We start from the raw sequence: 25210 nt of genomic DNA, 5'->3' as shown, positions 1-25210 counted from the left end.
TCCACGAGGAGTCCGATGCACAACCCAGACGGCGCGGTCGCGCTGAGCACCGAGGTGTTCGCCAACCCGTTGGCGCTGCTCACCGAGTTGGGCGAGCGACGCCCGGTTCACCGGGTGACCCTGCCGGACGGCATGCCCTCCGTCCTGGTCACCGGCAACCGCGAGGCGCGGGAGGCGTTGTCCGACCCCAGGTTGGTCCGCAGTGTCGAGGCCGCCGATCCGGAGCTGCACAAGTACCACCCGCTGGCCAGCGACGACTACCCGCTCTCCCGGCACATGCTCTTCGCGGACCCGCCGGACCACGCGCGGCTGCGGCGGCTGGTGTCCAAGGCGTTCACCCGCCGCCGGGTCGAGCAGATGAAGCCACGGATCCAGGAGATCACCGACCGGCTGCTCGACGCCGTGCTCGCGCAGGGGCAGGCGGACCTCGTCCGGGACCTGGCGCTGCCACTGCCGATCGCGGTGATCAGCGAGATGCTCGGCGTCCCGTTCGAGGACCGCGCCGAGTTCGAGCACCATGCCGAGACCCTCACCGGGATCAACGCCTCCGCCAGCTTCGACTCCATCATCGCCGCCGGCACCTGGTTCGACCAGTACCTCGGCGACCTGGTCGAGCTACGCCGCCAGGATCCCCGCGACGACCTGATCTCCGCCATGATCGCCGCGCAGGAGAAGGACGACCGGCTCAGCGACCTGGAGCTGCGCTCCAACGCGCTGCTGCTGCTCAGCGCCGGCTTCGAGACAACCGTCAACCTGGTGGCCAACGGGCTGCTGGCGCTGCTGCGTCACCCCGACGCCGCCGAGCTGCTGCGGTCCACCCCGACGCTGATGCCGAACGCGGTCGACGAGCTGCTGCGCTACGACAGCCCGGTCTCCTGCGTGACCTACCACTTCGCCCGGGAGCCGCTGGAGATCGGCGGCTTCGAGATCCGTGCCGGCGAGCACGTGGTGATCGCCGCCGCGGTGGCGAACCACGACCCGTCGGTCTTCACCGACCCGGGCCGGCTCGACGTGCGCCGCGAGAACAAGGGGCAGATCCTCAGCTTCAGCCACGGCATCCACTTCTGCCTCGGGGCGCCGCTGGCCAAGCTGGAGGGCGAGGTGGCGTTCGAGACGGTCCTGCGCCGGTTGGAGGGCCTCGCGCTCGCCGTACCGGCCGACGACCTGACGTGGAAGGCGAGCTTCGTCCTGCACCGTCTGGAGCGGCTGCCGGTGACGTTCACGCCGCGCCCCTGAGCGGGGCTCCTCGACGGCCGTCGTCGTGTCGGCCCAGGTACGCCAGGAGGCGGGCCTGCGCGTCGGCGTCGTCCGGGGGCGGGACCGCCGGCCCGAAACCGAACCGGACCTCCTCCTCGCCGACCAGCTCGATGGTGTGCCAGAGGTGATCCACGTCGGCCGGGTCGATGCGGGCCCGCCAGCCGAGGGCGCGAGCCAGGTCCCACTGGTGCACCACCAGTTCCATGCCGATCGCCCGGTCGACGACCTGCGCGTACGTCCAGTCGCCGAGCCGTCCGCCGACCCGTGCGCCGGCGACGTCGACGTCGGCGAGCGCGGCCTGGACCTGCTCCCGGATCGCGTGCCACGCCCCGGACGGGTCCTCGGCCAGCGACGGCACCGGCCGTGGTGTCACCCCGACCCGGCCGAAGTGGATGAGGTTCATCTCGGCGACGTGGGCCACCAGGTCCCGTACCGTCCAGTCCCCGCAGGGCGTCGGAGCGCCCCAGCCGGTGTCCGGCACCGTCGCGGCGGCGCGGGCGAAGGTCTCCACGCGCCGCACGTACCGGTCCGCGACCTCGTCCATCCCGGCACTATAGGACGCGTCCGGTGTCGGGACGGTCCACACGCGCCGGTGCCCGGCATCGGCGGGGACAGCCGTTTACCGGGCACCGGGGATCGGGATCGGTCAACTGGGGTTGACCTTGCCGGCCTTGACGTCCAGCCGGGACAGCACGTCCACGATCGCCGAGGACGCCCGCTTGGCCTGCTGGTCGTCGAGGACCAGCGGCGGGGAGAGCACCAGCGTCGGGCCGTAGTTGCGGGTGATGACCCGGTGGTTCTCGTAGAGCTCGTCGGCGACGGCGAGGGCGAGGTCCGGCGCGACCGGCTCCCGCGTCTCGGGGTTGCTGACCAGCTCGATGCCGACGGTGGCGCCCTCGACCCGGACCTCGCCGACGGCCGGCAGCGCCGCGGCCGGCGCCAGCCCGGCGCGCAGCCAGTCGCCGATCTCCAGGGACCGCTTCAGCAGCCCCTCGTTCTCCAGCAGGTCCAGGTTGGCCAGGGCGACCGCGCAGGCGGTCGGGTGACCGGAGTAGGTGTGGCCGTGGAAGAAGCTGGCCTCCCCGGCGGCCATCACGTCGGCCACCCGGTCGCGCATCAGCACCGCGCCCAGCGGCAGGTAGCCGCTGGTCAGGCCCTTCGCGGTGACGATGATGTCGGCGTCCATGCCGCGCTCGGCGGAGTCGAACCAGGCGCCGGTACGCCCGAACGCCGTGATCACCTCGTCGGCGATCAGCAGGATGCCGTAGCCGGTGAGCAGCTCGCGCACCCGCGGCCAGTAGTCGGAGGGCGGCGCGATCACGCCGCCGCCGCCGAGGATCGACTCACCGATCATCGCGGCGACGTTCTCCGCCCCCAGTCGCTCGATCGTCGCCTCCAGCTCCCGCAGGAGGAAGTCGGTCGGGTCCGCGCCGCCGTACATCTCGCTGTGGTACGGGTACGGCGGGGTGACCTTCTCCACGTGCGGCAGGTTCGGGCCGACGCCGACCTGCATGTCCGGGATGCCGGTCGCGGTGCCGCCGCCCAGCGTGGCACCGTGGTACCCGAAGTGCCGGGCGATGATCCAGTTGCGCTCGGTCTGCCCGCGCCGGTGGTGGAACAGCCGGGCCAGCTTGATGGCGGTGTCCACACCCTCGGAGCCACCCGAGGTGTAGAAGACGCGGTTGACGTCGCCCGGCGCGAGGTTGGCCAGGCGCTGGGCGAGCAGCGCCGACTTGTCGTTGCCGAACTCGAAGAAGCTGGTGAAGTGGGCCAGCTCGGTGATCTGCGCGGCGGCCGCCTCGGCCAGCTCCCGGCGGCCGTGGCCGACCTGGGCGACCCAGATGCCGCCGCCGAGCATGTCGAGCAGCTCCCGCCCCTCGGCGTCCCAGACGGTGGAGCCGACGCCGCGCACGATCATGCGGCGGAACGGCCGCTGGTCGCGCTGGTGGGAGTGCAGGACGTAGCGCTTGTCCAACTCCCCCAGCTCGGCACCGGACACGGCGCGCCCGGCTCTGGACGTAGAAATCGTCACGTGACTACTCCCTCGTTGCAGACGATGCGGGCTTCCCGGAACGTGGTGGCGACGACCGCGCGGGCAGGGTCCACTGTGGGCGCTACCGCACCGGCCGGCCGGGCGGTGGACTCCCCGAAACAATGGCAGCCGGTCGGGGCCCGAACATCTTCCGGCGTGCGCAGCGCCGGTCACGGTCGCGGCGGCGACCGGGCCGGGGAAATAAGCATTCTGGAAGATGCAAGCCGGCGGGGCCGCTGATTACCGTACGCGTTCGAGATGACGGTGCCGACACAGAGCGGAATGGACACCGCATTTACCAGGATGGGGGGAAAGATGCCTGTACGGGGCGGAAAGATAACCACGGCGGTGGCCGCGGTGTTGCTGGTGCTCACCGCCGGCTGCGCCGACGGCGGCTCGGGCGGCAGCGACGCCAAGGCCGAGGCGCCGGCCCCGGCGACACCGAAGGCGCCGGCCGACCTCAAGGACCTGCTGACCAACCCGCACGAGGACCAGAGCAAGGACGAGGTGCTGACCTTCGACTTCAAGCAGGTGGCGGAGAAGTCGCTGCTGGCGCCTCCGAAGGGGATGGCCTTCACTCCGGACTCGTGCGTGAACTACGTGACCATCGGCGACGCCGCCAGCACCCCGCTGCAGACCGCGCCGGCGGCCAGCATCGCCGGCCTGAACGGGTACATGCAGTTCAACACCGCGAGCCCGGTGGGCAAGGACCACAACCTGGGCCACGACAACTTCTTCGCGCAGTTCGTGGTCGAGCTGCCGGAGGGTCCGAAGCTGGAGGCGATGCACAAGGCCGCGACGGCGTGCGCCAAGGGCGACATCACGCTGGACGGCAAGGTCCCCGGCACGTTGAGCAACGTCGACTTCCAGACGCCACCCCTGGCCGGCGCCGAGACCAAGGGCCTGATCCAGCGGATCACCTTCCCGCCGCAGAAGGACAAGGCCGGCACCGACGTGCTCAAGACGTTCTACGGTGCGGTCGGCCCGGACGGGGGGATCGACCGCTTCAAGCACATCGTCATGGTGGTGATGGGCAACGTGCTGTACTACGGCATCGTCACCGACCCGGCCACGGCCAACAAGATGGCCGCGAACTTCCACCGGCTGGCCACCGCACGCGGTCTCTCCTGAACCCACCCCTTCCGTGCCCACGCCCGCTGCGGGCGTGGGCACGGTCGTGTCCGCGGTCGGGCCACCCTCGGCCGCGGACGCACCGACCGGGGCAACACAGAAGATGCCCGCCCTGCCGTTGAATGCCACCATTACCTCGTGGCCGATAAGGCGAAAAACAGTCGGCACGCCATTCTCGGAGATTGCTGACCAGCGGTTCACCACCATTTCCCCGATTGAGGCGCAGTGCCTCACCCGGCCAGATTCCTCGTCCTCTTTCGACGAATGAGGACATGGCATTGGCGGGGAGGCCGCGCAGAACCGTTGACAGCTTCCCCGGTTTCGCTCGACAGGTAGGAGATGGTAGCCGTGGGTTCCGAAGTTGGAAATCGCGTGGTGGTGCTCGGCGGGAGCATCACCGCGCTGTTCGCCGCCAGCGCGCTCAGCGAAGGCTACCGGGAGGTCGTCCTGGTCGACCGCGACGAGCTGATCGACGTCTGGGACGCGCGGCGGGGCGCGCCGCAGGGCCGGCACATCAACGGCCTCATCGCCCGGGGCTCCCGGGCGATGGAAGACCTGTTCCCCGAGATCACCGCCCAGATGGTCACCGCCGGTTGCCCGCTGACCGACCTGGCCGGCACGGTCAAGTGGTACATGAACGGCAGGCCGCTGGCCCAGACCCGGGCCGGCCTGACCTGCGTCGCCGCCCGGCGACCGGTCATGGAGGCGCACGTGCGGCGGCGGATCGCCGCCTTGAAGAACGTCACCTTCATGGAGCGCACCGACATCACCGGCCTGGTGTTCAGCACGGACAAGTCCCGGGTCATCGGCGCGCGGGTGCAGCGTCAGGGCGAGGGCAACCGCGAGGAGACACTCACCGCCGACCTCGTCGTCGACGCCACCGGGCGGGGCTCGCGTACCCCGGTCTGGCTGGAGGCGCAGGGCTACCAGCGCGTGCCGGAGGAGGGCACGAAGATCGGGCTCGGCTACGTCACCCGGCACTACAAGCTGCGCCACGACCCGTTCGGCACCAGCCACTCGATCATCTCGGTGGCGTCGCCGGACAACCCCCGCGGCGCCATCTTCACCAAGTCCGACGGCGGCAGGGTCGAGCTGACCACCTACGGCATCATGGGCGACCACCCGCCCACCGACCCGGAGGGCTTCAACCAGTTCGTCAAGTCGCTGTCCGCCCCGGAGATCTACGAGGGCATCTCCGACGCCGAGCCGCTCGACGACCCGGTGCTGTTCAAGTTCCCCACCACGCTGCGCCGGCGCTACGAGCTGATGTCCCGTTTCCCCGACGGCCTGCTGGTGCTCGGCGACGCGGTCTGCACCCCGAATCCGGTGTTCGCGCAGGCCCAGACGCTCGCCGCCCTGGAGGCGCTGGCGCTGCGGGACCTGCTGCGCACGGGCCAGGCCCCCCGGTCCAAGGAGTTCATGCGCACGGTAGGACGGATCATCGACCCGGCCTGGGAGATGACCGAGGCGATCAACCTGACGTTCCCCGACGTCGAGGGCCGGCGTACCCGCAAGGTGCAGCTGCTGCACGCCTACATGAAGCGGCTGCACCTGGCCGCCACCAAGGACGCCAGCCTCACCGAGGCGTTCATGCGCTCCGCCGGTCTGGTCGACCCGCTGGAGGCGCTGCTGCGCCCGAGCGTGGTCTGGCGGGTGATGCGTCACTCGCGGGCCGAGATGCCGCTGCTCGGCGGGCGGATCTGACCCGCCGGTCACCCGGGGCCTGGTCGCTTCCCGGTGTGACCGACACCGCCGGTACGCCGGCCCGCCGGACCCCGTCCCACCAGGGACGGGGTCCGTTCGTCGTGGTGGTCGGCGCGTGTCGAACCGCCCCCGACGCCCGCCGGGAGCACGTATCCTCCGACGAGGCGTCGACCGGGCGCGCCGGGCGCCGGCGGATCCGGGGCGCCCGGCGGCGTACCCGGCCGCCCCGTCGGCCACCAGCGACAGCTCGCCCGAGGGGGACCATGACCACCCGCAAGCCCAGCGAAGCCCGGATCCGCACCCGGATGGCCCGGACCGGCGAGAGTTACGCGACCGCGCGTGCCGGCCTGTCCGGCGCCCGGACGTCGCCGAAGCCGGTCACCGACGCCGGCTGGGCGCTACGGGGCGGGTTGCACGCCGAGACCTCCAACGTGACCAACGTGCTGACCCATCTCGGCGGCGACGCCACCGGGGCGCACCTGAGCGAGGCGATGCTGCTCGGCGTCGGCGGCGGCCTCGGAGCCGGCTACATGCTCTGGGAGATCAAGGGGCAGACGCCGAACCTGTTCCTGGGATTCCGGTACCGGTGGACGTTTCACGACTGGGCCGAGCGCACCATGGACCGGCTCGGCGTCGGCTACCAGGTGAAGACGACCGGCAGCAGCAAGGCCGCCGCCACCACGCTGCACGAGCAGCTCACCGACGGCAACCCGGTCCTCATCGCACCGGACCGGCAGCTGGTCGGGTACTGGCACCTGCCCGCGGCACCAGCCCTGGCCGGCCGCGGCCGTCCGGTCTTCGCCGGCGCCCGGCGCAGCCCCCTGGTGGCGTACGCGCTCACCGACGACGGCATCCGGGTCGACGACCGCAACCTCGCCCCGCTCACCGTCGACGCGGACATCCTCGCCGAGGCCCGGGCCCGGGTCAGCTCCACCAAGAACCGCATGATCGTGGTGCACACGGTGCCCGAGACGTACGCCCTGGCCGACGCCGTACGGGCCGGCATCGCCGACTGCGTCGCGCACCTGGACGCCAAGGCGGCCACGGTGGCGTTGCCGGCGTGGAGCAAGTGGAGCCGCCTGGTCACCGACGAGCGCAACGCCAAGGGCTGGCCCACGTTGTACGGCAAGGCCGGGATGGCCACCACGCTGCTGTCGGTCTGGGAGCACGTCGAGCCGGCCGGGCTCACCGGCGGCAACCTGCGCGACCTCTACGCGGACTTCCTGGACGAGGCGGCGCCCCTGCTCGGCGACTCCGCCGACGCGGCGGCGGACGCGGCGCAGCTGTTCCGCCAGTCCGCCCGGCTGTGGCACGAGATCGCCGAGACGGCGCTGCCCTGGGACGTCCCCGAGTACGCCCGGCTGCGGGAGCTGGTCGCCACCATCTCCGCCGGTGTCGCGGCCGGCGACCCGGCCGTCGCCGACCGCGCCGAGGCCGCCGACACGCTGTGGGACCTGATCGCCGAGTACGACCGCAAGCCGCCCGCCGAGCCGGACCTGCCCCGGTTGTCCGAGCAGATCCAGGCGGTCTACGACACCGAGCGGGAGGCCGTCGGGGCGCTGCGCCACGTGGTGGGCTGAGCCCTACCGGTCGCGCAGCACGTCGCGCAGCCCGCGCAGGTCCTGGAACGAGTCGAGGTCGTCGACCAGCCAGCCGTCGAGGTCGTACTCGCCCAGACACCTGTCGACGAACGCCTTGTAGCTGTCCAGTTCGCCACCGAGGATCTGGGCGTTGAGCAGCTCGACCCGTGTGTTCTCGTGGTTGCCGGCGTAGTTGCGCTCGTACAGCTCGTGCCGGCCACCGAACTCGGAGCCGACCGCGTCCCAGAGCAGCTTCATCAGCTTGACCCGCTCGACCGCGTCGACGCCGCCCGACCCACGGACGTACTTGTCGAGGTAGCGACGCAGGTCCGGGTTGGCGAAGTCCTCCGCGCTGGAGTTGACGTAGATGAGGCCGCTGGCCACGTCCTGCAGGACGATCTCCCGTACCCGGGCGTAGCCGACCTGCATGAACCAGCGGTACGCCATGCCGTAGGCCGGGTTGGGCAGGACCGCGCCGTTGTGCCACGGCACCGGGTTGCGGGCGGCCGCGTCGGAGAGCCCCCAGAACAGGTTGCGCCAGGCGAGCACCTCCCCGAGCCGGCTCTGCACGCCCCGGAAGTCGGACGTCCCGGTGGTGTCCAGGGCCTTGGCCAGCAGGCCGGCGATGAACTCGAGTTTCACGGCGAGGCGGGTGCAGCCGTGGAAGGTGAAGCGTTCGGTGAAGCCGGACCGGCCGGCGAACATCTGCACCTTGCCGAGGTCCCCGTAGATGAACACGTTCTCCCACGGGATGAGGACCTTGTCCAGCACCAGGATCGTGTCGTTCTCGTCCAGTCGGGACGACAGCGGGTAGTCGAACGGGCTGCCCATGACGGCGGCGCTGGCCGAGTAGGACGGTCGACAGATCAGCTTCATCCCCGGCGCGTCCATCGGCACGGTCGCGACCAGGGCGAACTCCCGCTTGCGGACCGGAAGGCCGTAGTGGGCCAGGAAGTTGTGGTGGGTCAGCGCCGAGGCGGTGGCGACGACCTTCGCGCCGCTGACGATCACCCCGGCGTCGGTCTCGCGCTCCACGTGGACGAAGACGTCGGAGACCTCGTCCGGCGGCCGGGACCGGTCCACCGGCGGGTGCACGATGGCGTGGTTCCAGTACAGGACCTTCTCCTGCGCCTCGCGGTACCAGCGGCGGGCGTTGTCGGCGAACGGATCGTAGAAGTCGGCGTTGGCGCCGAGCGTGCCGAGGAACGCGGCCTTGTAGTCCGGGCTGCGTCCCATCCAGCCGTAGCTCAACCGGGCCCACGCCGCGATGGCCTGCTGGTCGGCGACGAGATCCTCGGCGGAGTGGGGGGTGGTGAAGAACCGGTGCGTCCAGCCCTCGCTGCCGGTGTCCGTGGGCGTGGTCAGCACCGGACGGGACCGCGGGTCGTGCAGCGCGTCGTAGAGCCGGGCGGTCATCCGTACCGGGTTGCGGAAGGCGGGGTGCCGGGTGACGTCGCGGACCCGGTCGCCGTAGAGGTAGATCTCCCGTCCGTCGCGCAGGGACTCGACGTACTCGTCACCGGTCATCGGGCGGGTCCGGCGGACGCCGGTCGTCGGACGGTCAACCAACTCGGTCATGGAACGCCTTTCGCCGGGCCGGGCAGGCCGCCAGGCGGGACGGACCGGGCAGCCGTCGCGCCTTGTCTGGTCCGCATTCAGCATGGTGAGCGCCGGAGAGCGGGACAAGGTGGTACGCCGCAGAGCGCAACCGGGAAGACGCCGGTGGTCGCGTCGGACGATCCGGGACACCGGAGTCGCGGGGAGCGATGACTTTTGCCCGGGCCTGCCGTCTCAACAGTGAGCCGCAGGACAGCGCGGCCGATATCGAGAGGACCAAGACCATGACTACAGTCGACGGGCAGGCGGGCGCAGCCGCCGCCCCGGCCGTGGCTCCTCGGGCCACCTGGCGGGAGTGGCTCGGCCTGGCCGTGATGTGCCTGCCCACCATGTTGACGACGGTGGATCTCAACGTCATGTTCCTGGCGTTGCCACACGTGACCGCTGATCTGGGGCCGAGCAGCACCGAGCAGTTGTGGATCTCCGACATCTACGGGTTCCTGATCGCCGGTTTCCTGGTCACGATGGGGACGCTCGGTGACCGGGTCGGCCGCAAGAAGGTCCTGCTGTTCGGTGGCGCGGCGTTCCTCGCGGCGTCGCTGCTGGCCGCGTTCGCGACCTCCACGATCGTGCTGATCATCGCCCGCGCCCTGCTCGGCGTGGCCGGCGCGACGCTGATCCCGTCGATCCTCGCGCTGCTCCGGACGATGTTCAAGGACCCGAAGCAGATGGGCGCCGCGATGGGCCTCTGGGGTACGTCCCTGATGGCCGGTGTGGTGCTCGGCCCGGTGATCGGCGGCCTGATGCTGGGCGCGTTCTGGTGGGGCTCGGTGTTCCTGCTCGCCGTCCCGATCATGGGTCTGCTGCTGATCGCCGGCCCGGTGCTGATCCCCGAGTCGAAGGACCCGACCGCGGGCCGACTGGACCTGTTCAGCGTGGCGCTGTCCCTGCTGGCCATCCTGCCGTTCGTCTACGGTCTCAAGGAGCTGGCGCGCAACGGCTGGGAGCCGGTGCCGCTGATCGCCCTCGTCGCGGGGCTGGTCTTCCTCGTCGTCTTCCTGCGCCGGCAGGCCCAGCTGGCCCACCCGCTGCTGGACCTGAGCCTGTTCAGGATCCGCGCGCTCTCGACGGCGCTGACGATGGCCCTGATGATCGCCTTCGTCATGGGCGGCGCCGGTCTGATGGGCAGCCTCTACATGCAGATGGTCGAGGGGCTCACCCCGGTGCGGGTCGGCACCCTGCTGCTGATCCCGTCCCTCGTGATGATCGTCGTCGGCAACCTGGCGCCGGCGATCGCCCGCAAGGTCCGTCCGGCGTACGTGCTCACCGGTGGCTCCCTGATCGCGGCGGTCGGCATGGTGGTGCTGACGCAGGTGGGCAGCACCGCCGGGTTGACCACCCTGCTGGTCGGTCTGGCGATCGTCTACGTCGGTGGCGCGTCCGTCGGCCCGATGACCCCGTTCCTGGTGATGTCCTCCACGCCTCCGGAGAAGGCCGGCGCCGCCGGGTCGCTCTCCTCGGCCGTCGGCGAGCTGGGTGTCGCCCTGGGTGTGGCCATCCTCGGCCTCATCGGCACCGCCACGTACCGGGGTCAGGTCACCGTCCCGGGCGAACTTCCGGCGGACGCCGCGGCCACCGCCAAGGAGAGCATCGCGGGTGCGACCGTGGTGGCCGAGCAGGTCGGTGGCCCGTCCGCGGGTTCGCTGCTCGACTCGGCCCGGGAGGCGTTCACCAGCGGCCTGAACACTGTCGCGCTGGTCTGCGTCTTCGTCTTCATCGCCCTGGCCGTGGTGGCGTTCGTCGGGCTGCGGCACGTGCCGTCGCTCGGTGACATGCCGATGCCGGGCATGCCCCCGAAGGAGGCCAAGCCGGCACCGGAGACCGCCGACTCGGCGCAGCCGGTGCACTGACGCACCGGCCCCTCGTATCGCGGCCGCCCCGGACACCCGCTCGGGTGCCGGGGCGGCCGGCGTACGTGCTCGACGTCCCCATGCCGCGCGGCGGGCGAGCCGCGCCCGACGGGACATGCGACACCGACGGGACATGCCGGGGCCGGCGGGACATGCGACACCGGCGGGACATGCCGGGGCCGGCGGGACACGTCGCGCCCCGGGCCGGTGCTCGGCCCGGGGCGGTGTCCGGCGGCGGACGGGGATCAGGCAGCCGGTGGCGCCGCCGTGTCGGCCGTGGGCGGGGCCAGTGCCGGGGTGGCGGGCGGGGCGACCGGTCGCAGCGGCGCGTGTCGCAGCACCCGCAGCACCATCGACGGCCGCATCAGCGCCTGTGGTGGGTCGATCAGGCCGGCCACGCGCATGAAGCCGTCAGTCACCCGGGCGTCCCTGGTGGCCGCGTACTGCACTCGGGCCATGTAGGCGTTACCGACCCGCACCTGCAGCGTGCGCCGGCCCTGCACGCCCGGGAAGTCCAGGTCACCGCCGGCGGAGATGTCCCACGGCGTGTCGATCACGCGGGACATGTCGGCCATGAACGCGCCCGTCTGCGGCGGTCGTCCCAACCGCAGGTGCTCGCGCAGCTTCAGCGCCTCAATGGACGCGACGCTCATCCCCTGCCCGTAGACCGGGTTGAAGCTGCACACCGCGTCGCCCATGACGAGGAGCCGGTCGGGCATCCGGGTCAGCCGCTCGTAGCGCCGCCGGACGCTCGCCGGGAAGGTGAACGACACCGGGTCGTCGAGCGCCTCGGCGTCACGCACCGCGTCGTAGACGTCCGGCACCGGCAGCGAACGGACGAAGGCGAGGAAGCCTTGGGGGTCGGTCGGCGGGTGGTCGCCGAGCACCCCGGTCAGCGACAGGATGCAGACGTCCCGGCCGACCTGCCCGAAGAAGGCGCCACGGGGGTGCGCGGGCGACGCGACCGGGTTGATCGACTGGACGCCGTCGAACATCTCCGGACGCAGCCGGTAGTGCCGGGTGGTGTAGGCCAGCCCAACCTTGACCCGGTCCTCCTCCGGCCGCTGGTAACCGAGTTCCGCCAGCCAGGCCGGGGTACGCGAGCCGCGCCCGGTGGCGTCGACCACCAGGTCGGCGTCCAGTTCCTGCGGTTGGGCGTCGGTGGCGCGCGAGCGGACCCGGACACCGACGACGCGTTCCCGGTCGTCGGTGGTGGTCAGGCCGAGGACGTCGTGCTGCTCCAGGAACCGCACGTTGGGCAGGGCCGCCACCCGGCTGCGGACGTGGTGTTCCAGCACCGGCCGGGGGGCGGTCACCGAGACCAGGCCGGTGCGGGCGGGAAGGATTTTGCGGGCGTTGAAGAACCAGCGCATCTCGCCGAGGTCACCGGTCGGCACGCCATCGGCGGTCAGCTCGTCGGTGATGCCGGGGAAGAGTTCCTCCATGTTCAGGTGACCGCGGGCGTGCAGGCCGTGCGCGTGCACCGTGTGCGGTGCGCCGCGGCGGGGCTCGCGTACGCCCAGCAGCGTGTCCCGGTCGACGACCAGGACCTCGCCGTAGGACTCGGCCAGCACCCGGGCGGCGAGGACGCCGGCCATGCTGCCGCCCAGCACGACGGCGCGTCTACCGATCTCACTCACTGCCGCAACCTCCCTGACGACGACCGGTTCGATCGGCCGGCGGCGACGGGGCCGGGGACGCCGCGGCGGTCGCCGCACGGGCCGCACGGCCAGCGTCACGGTCACCCGGTGCCGGTCGCATCCTTTGACGTGCGGTACGGGTGACGGACGTTCCCGACGTGACCGAAGGTGAGCTGACCGACACCGTGGCCGTGTTACGGTTCTGGCCGACCGTCATCGAGCAGTTGCTGTCGGGAGCGGGGCACGATCCGTGAGCCTTGTCAAGGTCAACTCCACCCAGTTCGAGGCAGGCCCGTCGATGCCCCTCGACGAGGTCACCTTCGGCCGCCTGGTCGAGACCCACCGCCGCGAACTGCAGGTCCACTGCTACCGGATGCTCGGGTCCTTCGAGGACGCCGAGGACCAGGTCCAGGAGACGTTTCTGCGGGCCTGGCGCAAACGGGACACGTTCGAGGCCCGGTCCACGTTCCGCGCCTGGCTCTACCGCATCGCGACGAACGCCTGCCTGGACTTCCTCAGCCGCCACCCCCGCCAGCCCCGGGCCGGCCGCGGCCCACTGCTGTCGGAGGGCGGCGCCCGTTCCACCACACCCGACGAGGTGTACTGGCTGCAGCCCTATCCGGACCGGCTGCTCGAGCCGGCCGCGCCGGCCGACGCCCAGCCGGACGCGGCGGTGGTCGCCAAGGAGACCATCGAGTTGGCGTTCCTGGTCGCGATCCAGCACCTGCCACCGCGCCAGCGGGCCGTGCTGATCCTGCGCGACGTCCTCGGCTGGCCCGCCGCCGACGCGGCCGAGCTGCTGGAGGTCAGCGTCGCGTCGGCCAACAGCGCCCTGCAGCGGGCCCGGGCCAACCTCAAGGACCACCTGCCGCCACACCGGATCGAGTGGGCGCCCGCGGAGGACCCGACCGACGAGGAACGAGCGCTCCTGCAGCGCTACATGGGGGTGCTGGAGCGCGCCGACACGGGTGCGATGGCCCAACTGCTGCGCGAGGACATCCGGATCACCATGCCGATGTCGGTGCCCTGCGTGCCGGGGATGCCCGATCCGGCCTGGTGGGGGCGGTCCGCCTTCCTGGCCAGCCTGCGTGACGTGCTCGACCCGGGTTCGCCGGCCTACCTCGGCCAATGGCGCAGTGTGCCGACCCGGGCCAACCGGCAGCCGGCGGCGGCCCACTACGTACGCCGTCCGGGTGACACCGCGTTCCGCCCGCAGGTGCTGGAGGTGCTCCGGATCTCCGACGGCAAGATCGTCGAGATCACGGCCTTCGAGCCGGACCTGTTCCCGGCGTTCGGCCTGCCGACGACCCTGTGACCGATCGCCCCCGCGCAGGGGCGACACCCACCCGCCGCGCCGGGTCGGGCGACCACGCTGACGTGCGGCCGAGCACCGCCGGCCGCAACGCATTCGGGGAGATGCGGGGCACATCCCGCCTCTGTGATCCTCGGGGTTGACCGGCCGCGCCGACCGGCGCCCGTCCCCGGTGGAGCAGCAGCCCCGCACCGCACACGCCCGCCGTGGCGACCGGGGACGCCCGCACCGCCCAGCCGACATGTCCAAGGAGGGTGCTTTGCTCACCACCGATGTCCCGATGGCCGAGGACCTCGTCCGACGCGCCTGCGACCTCGTACCCGTGCTGCGCGGGCACGCGGCCTGGTCCGACGAGAACCGCCGCGTCCACGACGAGGCTATCGACGCGCTGGCCGACGCCGGCGTCTTCAGGTTGCGCCGGCCGGTCCGGTACGGCGGCTACGAGGTGGACACCCGGACGCTGGTCGAGGTCGCCTCGGAACTGGGCCGGGGAGACGGCTCCGCCGCCTGGGTCGCCTCGGTGTACTGGATCCCCACCTGGATGGTGGGCCTCTTTCCGGACCACGTGCAGGACGAGGTCTTCTCGACCCCCGACGTACGGGTCTGCGGCACGCTGAGCCCCACCGCCACGGCCGCCCCGGCCGACGGCGGTGTCGTGGTCAACGGCAAGTGGGGTTTCATCAGCGGCGCGCTGCACGCGCACTGGCAGGAGATCGTCGCCGTGCAGTTCAGCCCGCAGGGCGAGCCGATGCCGATCGTGGCGCTGGTGCCGATGTCGGACCTGCAGATCATCGACGACTGGCACACCGGTGGCCTGCGCGGCACCGGCAGCGTCAGCACTGTCGCACAGGACCTGTTCGTCCCGGCGGACCGGGTGCTGCCGCTGGGTGCCATCGTGCAGGGGCAGAGCGCGTCGACGGCCAACGCGGCGTCGCCGATGTACCGGTCTCCCCTGCTGCCGGTCGCCTCGGCCTCCTCGGTCGGCAGTGTCGTCGGGCTGACCCGGGCGGCCCGCGAGGTCTTCTTCGAGCGGCTGCCCGAGCGCAAGATCACCTACACCGACTACGACCGTCAGCAGGACGCGCCGATCACCCACCACCAGGTGGCCGACGCGGTGCAGAGAAGCGACGAGGCGGAGTTCCACGCGCAGCGACTGGCCGCCCTGGTCGACGGCAGGGCCCTGGACGGCTCGCCGTGGACGATCGAGGAGCGGGCCCGGGCCCGCGCCCAGCTCGGCGCGGTGTGCCGGCGTGGGAAGGAGGCGGTGGACGTCTTCGCCCTCGCCAGCGGCGGCTCGTCGGTCTACAACGACGTACCCATCCAGCGGATCGCCCGCGACGTGCAGGCGATCAACCTGCACGCGCTGATGAACCCCACCACCAACGCGGAGTTGTACGGGCGGATCCTCTGCGGACTCGCCCCGAACACCCTCTACCTCTGAGCACGTGCCCTACGACGGAAGGATCCCTCCCGTGACCACGAACAGTCTCGCACCGGACGTGTCCGCCGACGACCAGGCCGCCGTCGCCGCGGTACCCGGACGCATCGTGCAGGCGTGGGCGGCGAACGACGCCGACGCCTTCGCCGACGTGTTCACCGCCGACGGCACGATGATCCTGCCCGGCCTGACCCAGAAGGGCCGCGACGACATCCGCGCCTTCATGGCCAAGGGCTTCGCCGGCCCGTACAAGGGCACCCAGGTGACCGGTCAGCCCTTCGACGTGCGTTTCCTCGGCGCCGACGTGGCCCTCCTGCTCACCGAGGGCGGCGTCCTCGGCCCGGGTGAGACGGAGGTGCCCGCCGAACGCGCCATCCGCGCCTCGTGGCTGCTGGTGCGCACCGACGAGGGCTGGCGACTCGCCGCCTACCAGAACAGCCCGCGCGACGCCGGCTGACCCGACACGACGGCGGCGCCGGTCGGAATCCCCCTCCGACCGGCGCCGTCGCCCTGTCGACCCGCCCACCAGCGAACGCGAGGAGAGCGAACGTGCGGATACTGGTCACCGGTGGCACCGGCTTCATCGGGTCGCACACGGTTGCGGCCCTGCACCGCGCCGGGCACACGGTGCGGCTGCTGGTCCGTGACCCCGACGCGGTGGACCGCGCGCTCGGCCCGCTCGGGCTGACCGGACGGGACGTGCAGACCGTGGTCGGGGACGTGACCGACGCGGAGTCGGTGCGCCGGGCGGTCGACGACTGCGGCGCGGTGCTGCACGCCGCGTCGGTCTACTCCTTCGACACCCGCCGGCACGCGCGGATGCGGGAGGTCAACGTCGGGGGCACCGAGGTGGTCCTCGACGCGGCCGTCAAGGCGGGTGCCGACCCGGTGGTGCACGTGTCGTCGTTCGTCGCCCTGGCACCGACCGGGGGACGCCCACTCGACACCGACCTGCCGGTGGGCCGGCCACGCGAGCGGTACATGGCCACCAAGGCCGCGGCCGAGGAGGTGGCTCGCCGGCACCAGGAGTCGGGCGCGCCGGTCGTCGTCACGTACCCGATGGCCACCCTCGGGCCCCACGACCCGCACCTGGGCGACCAGCTCGACCGGCTGCGGACGCTGCTGCGCGGGCAGCTGCCCATCTGGCCGCGGGGCGGATTCCCGGTCGGCGACGTCCGCGACGTCGCCGACCTGCACGTCGCCGCCCTGCGCCCCGGGCTGGGACCGCGCCGCCTACTGGCGCCCGGCCGGTACCTGTCCACCGCCGAGTTCGTCGCGACGGTACGCGCGGTCACCGGCCGCCGGTTGCCGGTGGCCTACCTGCCCTCGGCGGCGGTGCTGCCGGTGGGAGCCGCCACGTCGGCGCTGCAACGCGTCTGGCCCTGGCACATCCCGGTGGAGTACGGCGCGGTCTACACCTGCCACTGCGACGTGCGGACCGACCGCGACGCGCCGGCGCCGACCCGTGCGGTCGCCGAGACGATCCGGGACGCCACGCGGTGGCTGCACCGCACCCGCCGGATCACCCGCCGGCAGGCCGGGAAGGCCGCGCAGCCGGACTGACCCACCACGCCGGACGACGCCGGCGGTGACCTCCACGGTCACCGCCGGCGTCGTCTCTGCCAGCTCAGGCGCGTCCCGGCCCGTCCAGCACGTCGACGAGGGTCTGCCGGAAGGTGGTGACCATCGACCGGACGGTGCTCTCGACGAACAGGTTGGTGGTGAAGCCGACGCTGCCGACCAGGCCGCCCTCGGGGGACGCCTCCAGCCCGAACAGCACCCCGTCGGGGATCTGCGAACCGACCGAGGCCGACACGATCCGCCGGCGCATCGCGGCGAAGTGCAGGTCGCCGTGCTGCTGACCGAACATCATGTCCGGCGACTGGGTCACCTGGAGCACGCACGCCGCGGCGTTCGGGCCGATGGCGTCGTTCATGATGTCCGGCGCCTCCTCGAGGATCTGGATGAACGGCAGCTCGTGCGCGTACGCCGCGAGGCAGGCCGCCCGGCTCCGGGCGATCACCTCCAGGAAACCGTCGGCGCCGGCCAGGTCGACCCGGATGGGCAGGAAGTTGTAGAACGAGCCGACGGTGTTCTGCACCCAGGCTGGGTGCCGCCCGGGGGTGAAGGTCGGCACGACCAGGTCGGTCCGCCCGGTCTGCGCCCGCAGCTGGGTCAGGTACGCGGCCAGCAGCACCATGAACGGGGTGCTGCGGGTGCGCGCCGCCAGATCGGCGGTGGCCCGGCGGAACTCCTCGTCGAGCAGGAAGCGGTACCAGGACGTCACGAACGGTTCCTCGGACCGGGTGCGATCGGTCGGGACGGCCACCACCTGCGCGCCGCGCAGGTTGTCCCGCCAGAACTCCCGCGCCCGGCGCACCTTGTCGCTGGCCTGGCTCTCCTGCTGCCACCGCACGTACTCCCGGTACTGCCGCACCGACGGCAGCTCCGGCGCGCGGCCCTCCCGGCGGGCGGCGTAGAACTCGGCCACGTCGCGCAACACCAGGTGCACCGACCAGCCGTCCACCGCGGTGTGGTGGGCGGCGAGGACCAGCACGCCGTCGTGGGCGTCGAAGCGGCCGAGCACCGCCCGCAGCAGGGGCATCTCGTCGATGCCGAACACCCCGGCCTCGATCTCGTTGGCGAAGTCCTCGGCGACCAGGTCCCGGTTGCGCTGCGGTCCCGCCCGCAGGTCGCGTACCTCCAGCGGCACCGGGGCCGGGGGGCGCACCTGCTGGTACGCCTCGGTGCCGTCGCGGACGATCGAGGTACGCAGCGTCTCGTGCCGGACCACCACGTCGTCGAGAGCGTGGCGCAGCGTGTCGATGTCCAGCTCGCCGGTGACCCGCCAACCGCCGACGATGGTGTACCGCGGGCCGAACGGCCCGGTCTGGTCACCGTGGTCGATGTGGTGCAGGAACTCCTGTTGCAGGGACAGCGGGACGCGGATCGGTGCCTCCGCCGCCGGATCACCGGCCGGTGTCGGCGGGGGCAGCAGCGTGTCGGTCATCGGGCTCCCTTCCATCAGCCGGCCGGCCGCGGTGGCGGCGACGACCAGTGCAGGCCGTCGGTGGAGGGCACCAGCCCTCCTTCGCGTACCGGGACGTTCTCGTCGGTGCTCTCGCCGAGCTCGGCCTGCACCTGGATCCGGGTGCCCTCCTTGGACACCGACCGGGCCAGGGTGGAACGCAGCAGGTCGCGGTCCTCCCCGGCCGTGCCCACCGGCTGCGCCACCAGCTCGGCGAGTTCCTGGTACGCGGCGCCCCGCTGCCCGGTGTACGCGCCGGACGAGACGAGCGCGGCCTCGTTGGAGGAGCCGCCGCCGACCAACTCCACGAACGACTCCATCTCGGAGGCGGTGGTGTTGTTGGTGACCTTCTTCGCCTTCCAGAAGTACGAGTTCTCGTCCTGGTGCATGTCGTAGAAGGCGACCAGGAAGTCGTGGAACCGCGCGTACTCGCGGCGGTAGCGCACCTCGAACTCCTCGAAACAGGTCGACTCGTCGACCCCACCGGCCAGCGCCGTGTTGATCGACCGGGCGGCCAGCAGGGCACTGTAGGTGGCCAGGTGCACGCCGGAGGAGAAGACCGGGTCGATGAAGCACGCGGCGTCGCCGACCAGGACCAGCCCGGGCCGCCAGAACTTCTCCTGGATGTACGAGTAGTCCTTGCGGACCCGGATCTCGCCGTACGGCCCCTCGGTGACCCGGCGGGCGTCGGAGAGGTAGTCGGCGATCATCGGGCACTGCTGGATCAGATCGAGCAGTGCATTCTCCCGGTCGCCCTGGGCGCGGTCCAACGCCTCGGGCATCAGCACCACGCCGACGCTGGTCAGCTCCTCGGTCAGCGGGATGTACCAGAACCAGCCGGCGTCGAAGGCGACGGCGAGGATGTTGCCCCGGTTCGGGGCCGGCATCCGCTTGCCCCCCTCGAAGTAGCCGAACAGGGCCAGGTTGCGGAAGAACTCGGAGTACCGCCGCTGGCCGCCGACGCGGGTGTGGATCCGGCTCTTGTTGCCGGAGGCGTCGACGACGTACCGGCTGCGGACCTCGCGGCGGACGCCGTCCGGGCCGGCGTAGAGCACACCGTCGACCCGGTCGGTGTCGGCGTCGGTGAGCACGTCGACCACCGAGGTCTCCTCCCGGACCTCGACGCCCTTGCGCCGGGCGTTGTCCAGCAGGATCTGGTCGAAGCGCATCCGCTCCACCTGGTAGGCGGTGGCCGCGTCGCCGGCGAACTTCGAGGAGAGGCCGAAGGAGAACGTCCACGGCTCGGGGTTGGCGCCCCACCGGAACGTGCCGCCCCGCTTGGGCATGAAGTTGGCCCGGCGCAGGTCCTCCTCGACGCCGAGGATGCGGCAGATGCCGTGCACCGTGGACGGCAGCAGCGACTCCCCGATCTGGTAGCGCGGGAACCGCTCCTTCTCCAGCAGCAGCACACGGTGACCCTGCATGGCCACCAGGGTGGAGATGGTGGAGCCACACGGGCCACCACCGACCACCACCACGTCGTAGTCGTACTCTCGGTCGGTCATCGGATCTCCCTCGTCCGCCGTGTTCCGGCGCTCACCGCAGCTCGATGTCGCTCTGAGCGACGGCGGCGACCAGGCCGCCCCGGCTCAGCGCGACGGCGACCTGCTCGATCTCGTCGGACATGAAGCGGTCCCGGTCCAGGGTCGGCGCGATGCCGCGGACGAACTCGTACGCCGCCGCGGACGCGGGACTGAGCCCGGCGCGCCGCTTCGAGATGTCCACCGCCTGGGCCGCGGCGAGCAACTCCACGGCCAGGATGTGCTGGTTGTTCGCGAGCACCCGGCGAGCGTTGCGGGCGGCGATCAGCCCCATGCTCACCACGTCCTGGTTGTCGCCGTTGGACGGCACGCTCTGGGTGCTCGCCGCGCCGATCGTGCGGTTCTCGGCGACCAGAGCCGTGGCCGGGTACTGCGCGCCGGCGAAGCCGCTGTTGAGACCCGGGTCGCCGGTGACCAGGAACTCGGGCAGGCCGTAGCTGAGGTGCCGGTTGAGCAGCCGGTTGGTCCGGCGCTCGGAGAGGACACCGAGCTGGGTGAGCGCGATCGTCACGAAGTCCATCGCGAACGCGATCGGCTGACCGTGGAAGTTCGCCCCGTGGAAGACCTCGTGGCCCTCGAAGAAGAGCGGGTTGTCGTTCGCCGAGTTGAGCTCGATGTTCAACTTGTTGGTGGCGTGGTACAGGGTGTCGCGTACCGCGCCGAGGACCTGCGGGATGGCCCGCAGGGAGTACGCCTTCTGCATGTAGACGTCGGTGCGCTGGACGTCCACACCGGACTGCTTGCCCTCCTGGAGCTGGCTGCGCAGCTGCCGGTGCTCGACGGTGAGCGCGCTACCGCGCATCAGGGAACGCATGTTCGCCGCGGTGTCGATCTGGCCCTGGTGCGGTCGGGCCACGTCGTGCCCCTCGGCCAGGAACGGGCTGGTGGATCCCTGCAGCGTCTCGATCACCAGGGCGGTGACGATCTCGGCCTGCCGGACCTGGTCCATCGACCGGCCCACGACGAGCGCGCCGAGGCCGGTCATCGCCGAGGTGCCGTTGATCAGCGCCAGCCCCTCCTTGAAGCGCAGCTGCATCGGCTCGATGCCGTGCTCGCGCAGCACCTCGCCGGTGGGCACCCGCTGCCCGTCGCGCAGCAGATAGCCCTCACCGATCACGGTGCAGGCGATGTGCGCCAGCGGGGCCAGGTCACCGCTCGCGCCCAGCGAGCCGATCTCCGGGATGGCCGGGGTCAGGCCGAGGTTCAGGTAGAGCGCCAGCCGTTCCAGCAGCTCCGGGCGGACCGCGGAGTGCCCCTTGGACAGCGCGTTGAGCCGGGCGGTCACCACCGCCCGCGCCTCGTCCTGGGCGAACAACGGACCCACCCCGGCGGCGTGGCTGCGGACCAGGTTGGTTTGCAGCTCCACCTCCTTGGCCGTGTCGACCAGCATGTAGATCATCTCGCCGTAGCCGGTGGTGACCCCGTACACCGGCACGTCCTGGCGCACGATGTCCTCGAACAGCATCCGGCTCTTGCCCGCCCGGGCCAGCGACGACGACGCCACCTCGATGGGTGCGCCCTCCTCTGCCACCCGTCGTACCCCGGAGATGTCCAGGTCCTCGCCCGTGATTGCCACTGCCTGCGCGGTCTTGGCCAACGTCAATGCACTCACTCCATCGCGTCCGTGACAGCCCTCAGGTCTGCCGAATCCGCTGGTATCGAACGGTCGTGTGCCGTGCGGGTCGCCTCGATCAGGGCGGCCATGCCGGCCAACGTGTGGTGGGTGAAGCAGTCCCGCAGCGTCACCGTGACGCCGAAGCGTCGCCGGATCCGTGCCACGAGCGGTGGGACGAGCAGCGAGTGCCCGCCGGCGGCGAAGAACGTCGACTCGGCGTCGACGGGTCCCCCACCGAGCAGGGCCGACCAGACCTCGGCCAGCGCCTGCTCCACCGGGCCGGTCGGGGCGCGGCGGGCCGACGCCGATCGGGGTGCCGGCAGCCGGCGGCGGTCCACCTTGCCCGCCGCCGTGCGGGGCAACCGGCCGGGCATCGACTCGAAGGAGACGAGCACCATCGCCGTGCCGAACCGCCGGCGCAGGTGCGTCCGCCACTCACCCGCCCCGGAGAGCGGGCCGCCGTCGGGACCGCGACGCGGTACGACGTACGCGGCGAGCCGGACCACCAGGCCGTCCCGGTCGGTCACCGGCACCACGACGCACTCCGCCACCCCGTCGTGCGCGACCAGCGCCGCCTCGACGTCGGTCAGCTCGACCCGGGTTCCGAGGAGTTTGACCTGCTGGTCGCGGCGCCCGCGGAACTCCAGCAGGCCGTCCCACCGCCGCCGCGCGAGGTCACCGGTGTGGTACCACCGCAGGCCCGTCCCGTCGTCCGGGTGGCCGGCGGGGGCCCGGAAGGCGGACCCGGTGCCGCCACCGCCGACGTAGCCGTCGCAGACGTGCCGGCTGCGCACCACGATCTCGCCGGTGACCCCGGTCGGGCAGGGCCGGCCCGCCTCGTCGAGGACCAGGACCTGCCGTCCGGGGATGGGACGTCCGATCGGCACGGTCGCCGGCACCGGGCCGGTGATGTCGTGCCAGGTGGCCGCGATCGTCTCGGTCGGGCCGTAGATGTTGGCCAGCCGGGTGTCCGGCAGTGCCCGGCGGAACCCGTCGACGAGCGGACCCGACAGTGCCTCGCCCATGAGCACCAGCCGGGACAGGCCGGTGGGCCGGTCGGCCGGCTCCCGGGCCGCGATGACGGCCAGCAGCTCCCGGGCGAAGCTCGGAACGGTCTGCAGGAAGGTGATCCGCTCCCGCACCAGCCAGTCGGCCAGCTTCTCGGGGTGCACGCGGATCCGGTCCGGCACCGGGTGCAGGGTGCCGCCGCCGACCAGCGTGGCGAACACCTCGCAGATGCTCGGGTCGTGCTCGGGGGTGACCCACTGGGCCACGCGGGCGCCGGGGGCCAACTCCAGCGCCTCGGCCATCCACCCGACGAACTGGGCGAGCGCGCGGTGGGGTTGGGCGATGCCCTTGGGCCGTCCGGTCGAGCCCGAGGTGTAGGCGATGTAGGCGGTCCGGGAGCCCGGGTCGTGCACCGCCGGCACGCTCGCCCCGCCCGGTGCCGGCCCGGGCGCGGTCACGTCGATCACCCGGCCGTCGAGGTCGTCGCGGAACCAGCGGGTCAGTTCGTCAGCCGGGTCCTCGCCGACCCGTAGCAGGCAGGCCGGGCGCAGCTCGGCGAGCACCGCCCGGCCCCGCTCGCCCGCGTCGCCGGCGCCGAACCACACCAGGTGGCCGCCGGCGCGCAGGACGCCCAGCGACGCGGCGAGCTGCCACGGACCGGGCTCCATCCGGACCGCGACCGGTGCGCCGTCGACGGGCAACCTGCTCAGGTACGCGGCCAGGGCCGCCGACCGGCGCTCCAGCTCGTCGTACGTCCAGCGGTCGTTTCCCCCGGCCACCGCGATCGCCTGCGGCATCCGACCGGCGTGCCGGGTGACGCTCTCGTACACCGGTGGGGGTTCGGCGTCCCGGGTCTGCGGCACCGGGTCGAGCGCCGCCGGCTCGTCCAGCGGCAGCCGGTCCACCCGCGTGTCCGGGGCCGCCAGCGCGGCCGACAGCAGGGTGCGGACCTGCCCGAGCACACCCACCGCCGAGACCGCCTCGAACCGGTCCCCCCGGTAGGTCAGGGTGCCGGACACCGTCGGCCAGGTACGGCGGACGGTGACCACCAGATCCGCGACGGTCGGCCCGCCGTCGAGGACGTCCGCCAGGTGTGTCCCGGCACCGGCCAGCCGCAGGTCGGCCTCCGGCCCGGGAACGGCCAGCACGACGTCGCAGAACGGCACCCGGCCCCGGTCCCGCTCAACGGGCAGCTCCCCGACCAGCCGCGCGAACGGCAGGTCGCGGTGTGCGGTGGCGGCCCGGACCACGGCCGCGGCGCGGCCCACCGCCTCGGTGAAGGTGGGGGCGCCGCCGAGGTCGGTGCAGAGCACCACCAGGTTGTCACAGGGGCCGACGAGACCGGTGAACCCCGGCGGGAGCACCGGAACGGGCAGCACCACGCTGATCCGGTCGTCGTCGCCGTACCGGTGCAGGACGGCCTGGAGCGCGGCCAGCAGGACCACCGTCGGGCTGGTCCGTCGGGCCCGGCAGAACGCGGCGAGTCGGCCGGCCAACCCGGTGCCCCAGTCGAACGGGTGCACGCCGGCGGTGGCCGACGGCCGGGTGCCGGGGTCGTGGTCGACGGGCAGCGGCACCGGCGGGGGCGCGGGGGTGAGGGCGTCGGTCCACCAGTCCAGCAACTGCCGGCCGGCCGGCCCGGCGACCAGGTCGCGCTGCCACCGGATGTAGTCGGCGTAGCGGGGCGCCGGTGGCAGCGCCGCCGGACCGGCGACGGCGGGCCGCACGACGGCGGCGTAGCAGACCGACAACTCGTCGACGAGGATGGAGACCGACCGGTCGTCGGCCACGGCGCGGTGCAACGCCAGCACCAGCCGGTACGCGGCCGCGCCGGTCCGTACCAGGGTCAGACGGGCCAGTGGACCATCGGTGGCGTGCTCCGGGGCGGCGGCCGCGGCGGCGCAGACCCGGTCGGCCGCGCGCTCGTTCCCGACGTCGGCCAGGTGGGTCAGGTCGACGTGGACGAAGGCGCGCTCGGGATCGACGGCGACCACCGGCACCGGACGGCCGTCCACCTCGGCCAGTCGGGTCCGCAGCACCTCGTGCCGATCCAACACCGCGCGCCACGCGATGCGCAGCGCCGGCACGTCGACCGGTCCGTCGATCTGCCAGCTGCGCACGATCCGGTGCACCCCCCGGTACGGGGCGAGGCGTTCCAGCAGCCACACGCCGTCCTGCGCCCAGGACGTGCCGACGAGGTCGGCACCCGTCTCGGACGTACCGGCCAGCGCAGTGTCTCTGCTCATTGCCACGGTCGAATCGTGGCACGCGGCAATGGGCGGGTCTTCTCAACAATTGCGATCCCGAAAATCGAGCACATCCGATTGCGGGACGGGATTCCGCCGCGTCGACCGACCGGGGTGACGCCGCCACGGGCCGCGTGCGCAGCCGCGCAATCGCAAGGATGCGCGCGCCCACCGGCCGCACCGATCATGGGATGCGCGGTACGCCGTGCCT

General features: G+C 72.2%; 18 protein-coding genes. 10 read left to right on the top strand and 8 right to left on the bottom strand.

Features of this window, described 5'->3' with window-relative positions:
• Nucleotides 1–15: 15 nt before the first annotated feature.
• Nucleotides 16–1236, top strand: a complete 1221-nt coding sequence (locus AB0H52_RS06245; protein WP_151488408.1) for a cytochrome P450 — start codon at nucleotides 16–18, stop codon at nucleotides 1234–1236.
• Here AB0H52_RS06245 and AB0H52_RS06240 read toward each other — a convergent pair.
• The gene (locus AB0H52_RS06240) at nucleotides 1220–1801 is read right to left on the bottom strand and encodes a TIGR03086 family metal-binding protein (RefSeq protein WP_357945599.1); all 582 of its coding nucleotides are present in this window, start codon (nucleotides 1799–1801) and stop codon (nucleotides 1220–1222) included. The two genes, AB0H52_RS06245 and AB0H52_RS06240, sit on opposite strands and share 17 nt — an antisense overlap.
• Before the next feature lie 102 nt (nucleotides 1802–1903).
• Nucleotides 1904–3289, bottom strand: coding sequence for an aspartate aminotransferase family protein (locus AB0H52_RS06235; protein ID WP_357945596.1), 1386 nt, complete (start codon nucleotides 3287–3289; stop codon nucleotides 1904–1906).
• Between the two features lie 315 nt (nucleotides 3290–3604).
• Here AB0H52_RS06235 and AB0H52_RS06230 point away from each other — a divergent pair, with 315 nt between their 5' ends.
• The 4 genes from AB0H52_RS06230 to AB0H52_RS06215 all read left to right on the top strand — a co-directional run bounded on the left by AB0H52_RS06230 (nucleotide 3605) and on the right by AB0H52_RS06215 (nucleotide 7704).
• Nucleotides 3605–4420: a hypothetical protein gene (locus tag AB0H52_RS06230; protein WP_151488410.1), complete on the top strand. Its 816-nt coding sequence runs from the start codon at nucleotides 3605–3607 to the stop codon at nucleotides 4418–4420.
• A gap of 34 nt (nucleotides 4421–4454) precedes the next feature.
• Nucleotides 4455–4688, top strand: coding sequence for a hypothetical protein (locus AB0H52_RS06225; protein WP_357945593.1), 234 nt, complete (start codon nucleotides 4455–4457; stop codon nucleotides 4686–4688).
• 80 nt (nucleotides 4689–4768) lie between these two features.
• Complete coding sequence (locus tag AB0H52_RS06220) at nucleotides 4769–6124, top strand: FAD-binding monooxygenase (protein WP_225854164.1); 1356 nt, start codon at nucleotides 4769–4771, stop codon at nucleotides 6122–6124.
• A 263-nt stretch (nucleotides 6125–6387) separates the two neighbouring features.
• The gene (locus tag AB0H52_RS06215) at nucleotides 6388–7704 is read left to right on the top strand and encodes a DUF4872 domain-containing protein (RefSeq protein ID WP_225854165.1); all 1317 of its coding nucleotides are present in this window, start codon (nucleotides 6388–6390) and stop codon (nucleotides 7702–7704) included.
• 3 nt (nucleotides 7705–7707) lie between these two features.
• On the opposite strand, the gene AB0H52_RS06210 is transcribed toward AB0H52_RS06215, so the two are convergent.
• A complete protein-coding gene (locus AB0H52_RS06210) occupies nucleotides 7708–9282 on the bottom strand; it encodes a 4-hydroxyphenylacetate 3-hydroxylase N-terminal domain-containing protein (protein ID WP_151488414.1) in 1575 nt (524 codons plus the stop codon).
• A 263-nt stretch (nucleotides 9283–9545) separates the two neighbouring features.
• On the opposite strand from AB0H52_RS06210, the gene AB0H52_RS06205 reads away from it, so the two are divergent.
• A complete protein-coding gene (locus AB0H52_RS06205) occupies nucleotides 9546–11171 on the top strand; it encodes an MFS transporter (RefSeq protein ID WP_357945589.1) in 1626 nt (541 codons plus the stop codon).
• 245 nt (nucleotides 11172–11416) lie between these two features.
• Here the strand turns inward: AB0H52_RS06205 and AB0H52_RS06200 are convergent, their stop codons facing one another.
• Nucleotides 11417–12811: an FAD-dependent monooxygenase gene (locus AB0H52_RS06200; protein WP_357945586.1), complete on the bottom strand. Its 1395-nt coding sequence runs from the start codon at nucleotides 12809–12811 to the stop codon at nucleotides 11417–11419.
• A 298-nt stretch (nucleotides 12812–13109) separates the two neighbouring features.
• Here AB0H52_RS06200 and AB0H52_RS06195 point away from each other — a divergent pair, with 298 nt between their 5' ends.
• The 4 genes from AB0H52_RS06195 (at nucleotide 13110) to AB0H52_RS06180 (ending at nucleotide 17124) form a co-directional block, all read left to right on the top strand.
• Nucleotides 13110–14126: an RNA polymerase subunit sigma-70 gene (locus AB0H52_RS06195; protein ID WP_357945757.1), complete on the top strand. Its 1017-nt coding sequence runs from the start codon at nucleotides 13110–13112 to the stop codon at nucleotides 14124–14126.
• Nucleotides 14127–14403: 277 nt separating this feature from the next.
• On the top strand, nucleotides 14404–15564 hold the full coding sequence (locus AB0H52_RS06190) for an acyl-CoA dehydrogenase family protein (protein WP_225854168.1): 1161 nt from the start codon (nucleotides 14404–14406) through the stop codon (nucleotides 15562–15564).
• Between the two features lie 31 nt (nucleotides 15565–15595).
• Entirely contained in the window at nucleotides 15596–16018 is a 423-nt protein-coding gene (locus tag AB0H52_RS06185; protein WP_151488418.1) for an SgcJ/EcaC family oxidoreductase, read from the top strand.
• 92 nt (nucleotides 16019–16110) lie between these two features.
• On the top strand, nucleotides 16111–17124 hold the full coding sequence (locus tag AB0H52_RS06180; RefSeq protein ID WP_151488419.1) for an SDR family NAD(P)-dependent oxidoreductase: 1014 nt from the start codon (nucleotides 16111–16113) through the stop codon (nucleotides 17122–17124).
• A 64-nt stretch (nucleotides 17125–17188) separates the two neighbouring features.
• Here AB0H52_RS06180 and AB0H52_RS06175 read toward each other — a convergent pair whose 3' ends face one another.
• From AB0H52_RS06175 to AB0H52_RS06160, 4 genes are read right to left on the bottom strand one after another with little or no spacing between them, the layout of a single operon-like run.
• On the bottom strand, nucleotides 17189–18571 hold the full coding sequence (locus AB0H52_RS06175) for a condensation domain-containing protein (RefSeq protein ID WP_357945582.1): 1383 nt from the start codon (nucleotides 18569–18571) through the stop codon (nucleotides 17189–17191).
• A 14-nt stretch (nucleotides 18572–18585) separates the two neighbouring features.
• Nucleotides 18586–20094, bottom strand: coding sequence for a tryptophan 7-halogenase (locus tag AB0H52_RS06170; protein ID WP_357945578.1), 1509 nt, complete (start codon nucleotides 20092–20094; stop codon nucleotides 18586–18588).
• 31 nt (nucleotides 20095–20125) lie between these two features.
• The gene (gene cmdF / locus AB0H52_RS06165; protein WP_151488422.1) at nucleotides 20126–21733 is read right to left on the bottom strand and encodes a tyrosine 2,3-aminomutase; all 1608 of its coding nucleotides are present in this window, start codon (nucleotides 21731–21733) and stop codon (nucleotides 20126–20128) included.
• Between the two features lie 5 nt (nucleotides 21734–21738).
• Nucleotides 21739–24999, bottom strand: coding sequence for an AMP-binding protein (locus tag AB0H52_RS06160; protein ID WP_357945753.1), 3261 nt, complete (start codon nucleotides 24997–24999; stop codon nucleotides 21739–21741).
• Nucleotides 25000–25210: the final 211 nt, after the last annotated feature.

This window comes from Micromonospora sp. NPDC050695 (assembly GCF_040654415.1).
GTDB lineage: Bacteria > Actinomycetota > Actinomycetes > Mycobacteriales > Micromonosporaceae > Micromonospora.
The sequence above is the reverse complement of the archived record's forward strand: the minus strand, read 5'-3'. Positions and strand labels throughout refer to the sequence as shown.